General features: G+C 71.1%; 7 protein-coding genes. 4 read left to right on the top strand and 3 right to left on the bottom strand.

Going from position 1 to position 7,516, the window contains the following annotated elements; translation table 11 throughout:
- A partial coding sequence (locus EFK10_RS03930) for an ATP-binding cassette domain-containing protein (RefSeq protein ID WP_127354373.1) occupies window positions 1-2,236 on the top strand: 2,236 nt, incomplete at its 5' end.
- A 76-nt stretch (window positions 2,237-2,312) separates the two neighbouring features.
- Here the strand turns inward: EFK10_RS03930 and EFK10_RS03925 are convergent.
- From EFK10_RS03925 to EFK10_RS03915, 3 genes are all read right to left on the bottom strand, one after another.
- Window positions 2,313-3,002 (bottom strand): aggregation-promoting factor C-terminal-like domain-containing protein, encoded by a 690-nt coding sequence (locus tag EFK10_RS03925; RefSeq protein WP_127354372.1) that lies wholly within the window; start codon window positions 3,000-3,002, stop codon window positions 2,313-2,315.
- Window positions 3,003-3,345: 343 nt separating this feature from the next.
- Entirely contained in the window at window positions 3,346-4,422 is a 1,077-nt protein-coding gene (locus tag EFK10_RS03920; RefSeq protein ID WP_127354371.1) for an S-adenosylmethionine:tRNA ribosyltransferase-isomerase, read from the bottom strand.
- Window positions 4,419-5,126 carry an SDR family NAD(P)-dependent oxidoreductase gene (locus EFK10_RS03915; RefSeq protein WP_127354370.1) on the bottom strand — a complete coding sequence of 236 codons (708 nt, stop codon included), beginning with the start codon at window positions 5,124-5,126 and terminating at the stop codon, window positions 4,419-4,421. Before EFK10_RS03915 ends, EFK10_RS03920 begins: the two co-directional genes overlap by 4 nt.
- Before the next feature lie 189 nt (window positions 5,127-5,315).
- Here EFK10_RS03915 and EFK10_RS03910 point away from each other — a divergent pair, with 189 nt between their 5' ends.
- The 3 genes from EFK10_RS03910 to EFK10_RS03900 all read left to right on the top strand — a co-directional run bounded on the left by EFK10_RS03910 (window position 5,316) and on the right by EFK10_RS03900 (window position 7,511).
- Window positions 5,316-6,464: a GAF domain-containing sensor histidine kinase gene (locus tag EFK10_RS03910; protein WP_127354369.1), complete on the top strand. Its 1,149-nt coding sequence runs from the start codon at window positions 5,316-5,318 to the stop codon at window positions 6,462-6,464.
- Entirely contained in the window at window positions 6,457-7,098 is a 642-nt protein-coding gene (locus EFK10_RS03905) for a response regulator (protein WP_127354368.1), read from the top strand. Before EFK10_RS03910 ends, EFK10_RS03905 begins: the two co-directional genes overlap by 8 nt.
- 164 nt (window positions 7,099-7,262) lie before the next feature.
- Window positions 7,263-7,511: a chaplin gene (locus tag EFK10_RS03900; protein ID WP_127354367.1), complete on the top strand. Its 249-nt coding sequence runs from the start codon at window positions 7,263-7,265 to the stop codon at window positions 7,509-7,511.
- The last annotated feature ends 5 nt before the right edge of the window (window positions 7,512-7,516 follow it).

Genomic DNA, 7,516 nt, shown 5'->3' with positions numbered 1-7,516 from the left:
GCAGGCGCGGCCCGCGGCGGCCCAGCCGGCCGTCGCAGCCCAGCAGGCCGCGGCCCCGGCGTGGGGCGCGCCGCCTGCGCAGCAGTCCGTACCGCAGCAGTCCCTACCACCGCAGTCCGGCGGCTGGGGCGGCGGGTCGCACGCCCAACCACCCCAGCAGGCGCCCGCATCGACCGGTCCGGCCGGTGGCGCAGGCGCCGGAACAGCGCCGGTCTACGGCGACCGCAGCCCCACCACCTTCCACCAGCTCGCCCTCGGCCACGTCATGCGCATCGGCCGTGCGCTGGAGAACGAGCTGGTCGTCTCCGACCTGCAGGTCTCCCGCCACCACGCCGAATTCCGCGCGCACCCCGACGGCCGCTACGAGATCGTCGACCTCGGCAGCCACAACGGCACATATGTCAACGGGCAGCCGGTCCAGCGTCATCTGCTCGACGCAGACGACATCGTGGGCGTCGGCCACTCCACCTTCCGGCTGGTCGGAAACCGGCTGGAGGAGTTCGTCGACACCGGCGAGGTCTCCTTCTCGGCCCGCCGCCTCACCGTGCGCGTGCCGCAGGGCAAAACGACCAAGACGATCCTCAACGACGTCTCCTTCGGCGTCCCCGAGAAGTCACTGGTCGCGGTCATCGGCCCGTCCGGCTCCGGCAAGTCCACCCTGCTGCGTGCCCTGACCGGTTACCGTCCCGCCGACGCGGGCGACGTGCTGTACGACAACCGCAATCTCTACAAGCAGTTCGCGGAGCTCCGCCAGCGCATCGGCCTCGTCCCGCAGGACGACATCCTCCACAAGGAGCTCTCGGTCCGCACCGCCCTGCGCTATGCGGCCAAGCTCCGCTTCCCCGGCGACACCAAGTCCGCCGAGCGCGAGTCCCGTATCGACGAGGTGCTGCGCGAGCTCAAGCTCGACATCCACGCCGACAAGCGCGTCACCTCCCTGTCGGGCGGCCAGCGCAAGCGTGTCTCTGTCGCCCTGGAGCTGCTCACCAAGCCGTCCCTGATCTTCCTGGACGAGCCCACCTCCGGCCTCGACCCGGGCATGGACCGGGACGTCATGAAGCTGCTGCGCGGCCTCGCCGACGACGGCCGTACGGTCCTGGTCGTCACCCACTCGGTGGCCGAGCTGGCGCTGTGCGACAAGCTCCTGGTGATGGCCCCGGGCGGCGCGGTCGCGTACTTCGGCCCGCCTGAGGAGGCGCTGAACTTCTTCGGCTACGACACCTGGGCCGACGTCTTCTCCGCCTTCGAGAACTACCGCGACTACGACTGGGCGGGCCGCTGGAAGGGCTCGCAGCACTACCAGATGTACGCCGCCGACCTCGACGCCGCCGCCCCGATATCCGCACCCGTCGTCCCACGTCGGGCCGCCAAACCGCCCAAGCCGCAGGGCTGGATGTCGCAGTTCTTCACGCTGGTGCGGCGCTATCTGTCGGTGATCGCCTCCGACCGGGGCTTCATCGGCCTGATGATCATCCTGCCCGCCGTTCTCGGCGCGGTCAGCTGTGTCATCCCCGCCGACTTCGGCCTCGGCCCGCCGCAGGGCAAGGCCAAGCTCAACGGCGACGCGGGCACGATCATGCTCATCCTCGCAGTCGGCGCCTGCTTCTCCGGTGCCGCCAACTCTGTACGCGAGCTGATCAAGGAACGGGTCATCTACGAGCGGGAACGCGCTACCGGCCTGTCCCGCTCCGCCTACCTGATGTCCAAGATCTTCGTGCTCGGACTGATCAGCGTCCTCCAGGGCGTCATCATCTGCGCCATCGGCTTCTCCACGCGCGTGCTGCCCGCGCAGGGCGTCGTCTTCAAGAGCCTGCCCGCTCTGGAGCTGACCCTGGTCGTCATCGCGCTCGGCTTCACCTCGATGATGTTCGGCCTGGTGATCTCCGCGCTGGTGAAGACCGCCGAGAAGACCATGCCGCTGCTGGTGATGTTCGCCATCATCCAGGTCGTCTTCACCGGGATCCTGTTCAAGATCTACGGCACGGTCGGCCTGGAGCAGTTCGCTTGGCTCATGCCGTCCCGCTGGGCCATCGGTGCGGCCGGCGCCACCCTCGACCTCTCCCACCTCATGCCGCCGTGGGACCCGAACAACCCGACCGACTTCGACCCCCTGTGGGACCACAGCGCGAGTCAGTACGGCATCGACATGGCAGTCCTCATCGGCATCGGCGTGATCTGCGGCTTCCTCGTGCTGCGCCTGCTGCGCAGGCACGAGCCGGAGGTCATGCGCAAGTAGGGGAACTGCGAAGGGCGGCGGCCTCCCGACACGGGAGGCCGCCGCCCTTCTGCGTTTACTGGACGAGCCGGTCGGCTCAGTACCAGTTGTGGGCCTGCCAGAAGGACCAGGCGCCACAGGGGCTGCCGTAGCGGCCGTTCATGTAGCTCAGGCCCCACTTGATCTGGGTGGCCGGGTTGGTGCGCCAGTCGGAGCCGGCGGAAGCCATCTTGGTGCCCGGGAGGGCCTGGACCAGGCCGTACGCGCCCGAGGAGGCGTTGGTCGCCGACGGGTTCCAGCCACTCTCACGGGTGACGATGTGCGAGAAGCACTGGAACTGCGACGAACTCATCATCGACGAGGCGATCTGCTGCGGCGTACCGCTCACGACCGCCCGGGCGGGAGCCTTGGTGATTGCCTTGCGGACCTGGCTACGGCTCGCGACGGCAGCCTGCGCCTTGCGCTTGGCGGCAGCGGCGACGGCAGCCTCGTGCTTCTTCTTGGCGGCCGCAACGGCAGCGGCCTTCTTCTTGGCAGCGGCGGCCTCCGCCACGGCCTTCTTCTTCGCGGTGGCGGCCTGTGTGCTGGCCTGACCGGCGATGCTCTGCTGCTGCGCGCTCGACGCGGGGGTCCAGTCGGCGACCTGCTGGGCGGCTACGGCCGTCCCGGCCGTCCCGGATACACCGGTGATGGCCAGTACACCGGCACCTGCCGCGGCAACGCCGGCGGCGGAGTACTTGTGGACCTTGGTCAGACGGTTGAGCATCGGGATCGTGGGGACGTTCATGGGGGAGTTACCTCTTCCATTCGCGCGGTGCTCCGCTCTGCCGTCAGGCACTGCCCTCAGGCAAAGAGAAGCGCCACGTGTCGAACGCGGCGCGGAGCGACCCCGTAATTGTTAGCGGCGTGTAAATCCCCTGGCAAAGATGCCCATTACTACCGAATGCCGTAGTTGCCCCCTACGCGGAGCTTGGCCCTGGGCCTCCCACCTGGGCATGTGAGGGGGCGGTAGGACTACTAAACCCGTTAGTAAGTGATTTGCGTCCCATGAGGTGCTTCACATGGAGGTGCCTCCGGAATCGCTCATCGCGACGCCGGAGACACACTCTGTGGTCGATTTGGGACGCCCTTTACGGCAGCAATAGGTTCACGTCACCGAACTCGTGCCACAGGTAGCCCCCGGCCACAGCCGCCGCGTACACCCGCTCGAGCAGCGCGCTCCCCGCCACCGCCTCCAGCATCAGCAGGTGGGAGGCCTCTGGGTCGTGCAGCCCGGTCAGCAGACCGTCCACGGCCCGCACACCGCGCTCCGGGGTGATGACCAGGTCCGTCCAGCCCTGCGCCGCCCGGACCCGACCCCGGCCGGAGGTCGCCGACTCCAGGGCCCGAACCGCCGTCGTACCGACCGCCACCACCCGGCCGCCGCTCGCCCGGGCCGCGTTCACCAGCCACGCGGTGCTGGCCGGCACGGCGAAGCGCTCCGGATACGGCGGCTCGTGGGCCTCCGCCGAGGCGACGCCCGTATGCAGCACGATCGGCGCGATCTGCACCCCACGGCTCACCAGCTCCGTCACCAGCCCCGCCGTGAAGGGCCGCCCCGCGCTCGGCATCTCCGCCGAGCCCAGACCATCGGCCGACGGCACCGAGAAGACCGTCTGGTACGCCGCGAGCGGCTGGTCCCGCTCCGTGTACCCGTATCGGATGGGCCGCCCGTACCGCCCCAGGTACGCCACCACGTCGGCCACCGACACCGCCGCCAGCCACAGCCTGTCCCCCCGCGGCGAGAGCGGCGCCAGCAGCGTCAGCCGCTCCCCGCCCGGCAGCGCCACCACGACCCCGGCGGGACCGCCCGCCCGGCGCAGCGTCGTACCCCGCGCGTCCGGCGTACGCAGCTCGACCGCCCAGCGCCCGTCGTCCTGCCGGGTCGAGAAGTGCACGACCACCGGCTTCTCCCCGAGCCGCCCGTCCACCGCGGCGGGCAGCGTCCGGGAGGTGTTCACCACCAGGACGTCCCCGGCCCGCAGCAGCCCCGGCAGCTCACCGAAGCCGTGGTGCGAAACGCCCTCTGACTCCGTCGGGGGGACCCCCACCCCGGCGGCCCTGCGCCCGACCAGCAGCCGCACCGCGTCCCGCCCGCCGCCGCGCTTCTCCACCGGCACCCGGGCCGACAGCTCGGGCGGCACCCGAAGCCCCCCCATCACCGTCATCGCGCCCCCTCCAGCAGCGCCGGGGCGGAGTAGCGACCGCTGCCCGCGCCCTCGTCGAGCAGCCCCAGCAGCGCCGGCACCACCGACTCCGGCGAGGCCCGGTCCGCGAAGTCCGGGTCGTCCGGCGCGGCAGCCGCGTACAGCTCCGTACGCATGTCGCCCGGGTCCACCGCCCACACGGCCAGCGCCGGTTCCTCCACCGCGAGCACCGCGGACAGCTGATCGAGGGCGGCCTTGGTGGCCCCGTAGCCGCCCCAGGTCCCGTACGCCTCCACGGCCGCGTCCGAGCTCACATTGAGTACGGTCCCCGAGCCGGCCCGCAGCAGCGGCAGCGCCTCCTGCACCAGCGCCAGAGGGGCCAGCACATTGGTCTCCAGCGCCGCCCGCAGACCGTTCAGCGGCTGCTCGGCCAGCGGCACCAGCGGTTCGGCGCCCAGCGCGCTCGCGTTGTTGACCAGCAGGTCGAGGCCGCCGAACTCCCACGCCGCCGCCACCAGCTCGACCCGGTGCGCGGCCTCGGCGACATCGCCCGGCACCGCCGTCACCCCCGCCGCACCCTCCAGACCCTCCAGTTCGGCCGCCGCGGCCTTCAGCGCATCCGCCGAGCGTCCGTCGATCACCAGGTCCCAGCCGCGCGCCGCCAGCGCCGCCGCCAGCGCCCGCCCCAGACCCCGTGATGCCCCAGTGATGATCGCTACCGGCATGGTTCAGTCCTCCGATGCCGCCGACCGGCCCCGTGCCGGACGACTGCCCTCACCGTAGGAACGCGGCACCCCCGGCGCCTCGGCCGCCCGCAGCACCCGACGGGGGCACTTCGCCCTAGGTCTCCAGGCCCCCGCCCACCCGCCGAGCGGCCGATCCCCACGGCAACCCGCCGCCGGTACGGTGAACACATGTCCAGCCACGCGTCCCGACGCGGCATCGAAGCGGTCAGCGCGGCCGTCCTCGCCATGAGCAGGCACCTGGAGGTCCGCGAGGTCCTGCAGACCATCGTCGGCTCCGCCCGCGAGCTGCTCGACGCCGAGTACGCCGCGCTCGGCGTGCCCGACGACCACGGCGGCTTCGCCCAGTTCGTGGTCGACGGCATCAGCGACGAGCAGTGGAAGGCGATCGGCCCGCTGCCCCGCCAGCACGGCATCCTCGCGCTCATGCTCAGTGAGGCCACCACCCAGCGGCTGCCCGACGTACGCAAGCACCCCAGCTTCGACGGCTGGCCCAAGGCCCACCCCGACATGACCGACTTCATCGGCATGCCCGTCGTCGACGGCGACGAGGTGCTCGCCGCGCTCTTCCTCGCGAACAAGAGGTGCCCCACACCCGTCGACGTGTGCGGCTTCACCGAGGAGGACGAGGCGTTGCTGCGCATCCTCGCCGCGCACGCCGCCATCGCGCTGGTCAACGCCCGGCTCTACGAGCGCAGCCGCGAGTTGACGCTGGTGGGGGAGCGGGCCCGTATCGCGCATGAGTTGCACGACGCCGTATCGCAGAAGCTCTTCTCGCTGCGGCTCACCGCCCAGGCAGCCGCCACCCTCGTCGACCGCGATCCGGCCCGCGCCAAGGACGAACTGCGACAGGTGGCCGCCCTCGCGGCCGAGGCCGCCGACGAACTGCGTGCCGTCGTCGTGGAGATGCGGCCCGCAGCCTTGGACGAGGACGGCCTCGTCGCCGCGCTGCGCAGCGAGGTGCAGGTGCTCGGCCGCGCGCACACGGCGAGCGTCGACTTCGCCACCGTCCGGTTGCGGGCCCTGCCGGCCGCCCAGGAGGAGGCCGTGCTGCGCGTCGCCCAGGAGGCGCTGCACAACGCGCTGCGGCACTCCGGCGCGACCGCTGTGACCGTCCGCCTGGAAGGCCGCGCCAAGGGCGCGGTGCTCACCGTCACCGACGACGGGTGCGGCTTCGACCCGTCGGCGGTGCGCCGCGCCGGACGCCACCTCGGCCTGGTCTCCATGCGGGACCGGGCGAGCAGCGTCGGCGGCGCCCTGACTGTGCAGTCGGCGCTCGGCAAGGGCACCGTGATCGAGATGGAGGTGCCCGGTGGCTGACACGATCCGCGTCCTGCTGGTCGACGACCACCAGGTGGTCAGGCGCGGCCTGCGTACGTTCCTCGAAGTGCAGCCCGACATCGAGGTGGTCGGTGAGGCCGGCGACGGCGACGAGGGAGTGCTGCGCGCCCAGGAACTGAGCCCCGACGTGATCCTGATGGACGTCAAGATGCCCGGCACCGACGGCATCGCGGCGCTGCGCAGGCTCCGCGAGGAGGGCAGTAAGGCCCGCGTCCTGGTGGTCACCAGCTTCACCGAACAGCGCACAGTGGTCCCCGCCCTGCGGGCCGGCGCCGCCGGCTACGTCTACAAGGACGTGGACCCCGACGCCCTGGCCGGCGCCATCCGCTCCGTGCACGCCGGCCATGTGCTGCTCCAGCCGGAGGTCGCCGACGCGCTGCTGTCCCAGGAGGAGGCCGGCAGCGGCACCGGCCGGGGCACCACGCTCACCGAGCGCGAGCGCGAAGTGCTGACCCTGATCGCCGACGGCCGCTCCAACCGCGAGATCGCCCGCGCGCTGGTGCTGTCCGAGAAGACCGTCAAGACCCACGTCTCGAACATCCTGATGAAGCTCGACCTCTCCGACCGCACCCAGGCCGCCCTTTGGGCCGTACGGCACGGAATCGGCATCTGATCGTCGTCTCATCGGAGTGCAAGCGGAACGTCGTCCTCCGGGCTGAGATTCATACCGTCGGGTGTATGTAGCCCGAATGGCGCAACCTCATCGACCCTCGGCCGTTCTCCATGGCGTGCTGCGGCGGCTCGCTGCAGTGCCACATGCAAGGAAGGGTCAACGAAGTGAAGAACCTGCACAAGGTCGCCGCCGTCACCATGGTCGCCGGAGGCCTCGCCCTGGCCGGAGCCGGAGCTGCCTCCGCCACCAGCGGCGGTGCGCACGCCGGCGGCCTGGCGAAGAACTCCCCGGGTGTCGTCTCGGGCAACCTGATCCAGGTGCCCGTGCATGTCCCGGTCAACGCCTGCGGCAACACCGTGAGCGTGATCGGCCTCCTCAACCCGTCGACCGGGAACTTCTGCATCAACAAGTGACCCGG

Origin of the sequence: Streptomyces soli, from assembly GCF_003999195.1 — a bacterium.
In the GTDB taxonomy this organism is placed as follows: domain Bacteria; phylum Actinomycetota; class Actinomycetes; order Streptomycetales; family Streptomycetaceae; genus Actinacidiphila; species Actinacidiphila soli.
This window is presented reverse-complemented; position numbering and strand designations above follow the sequence as displayed.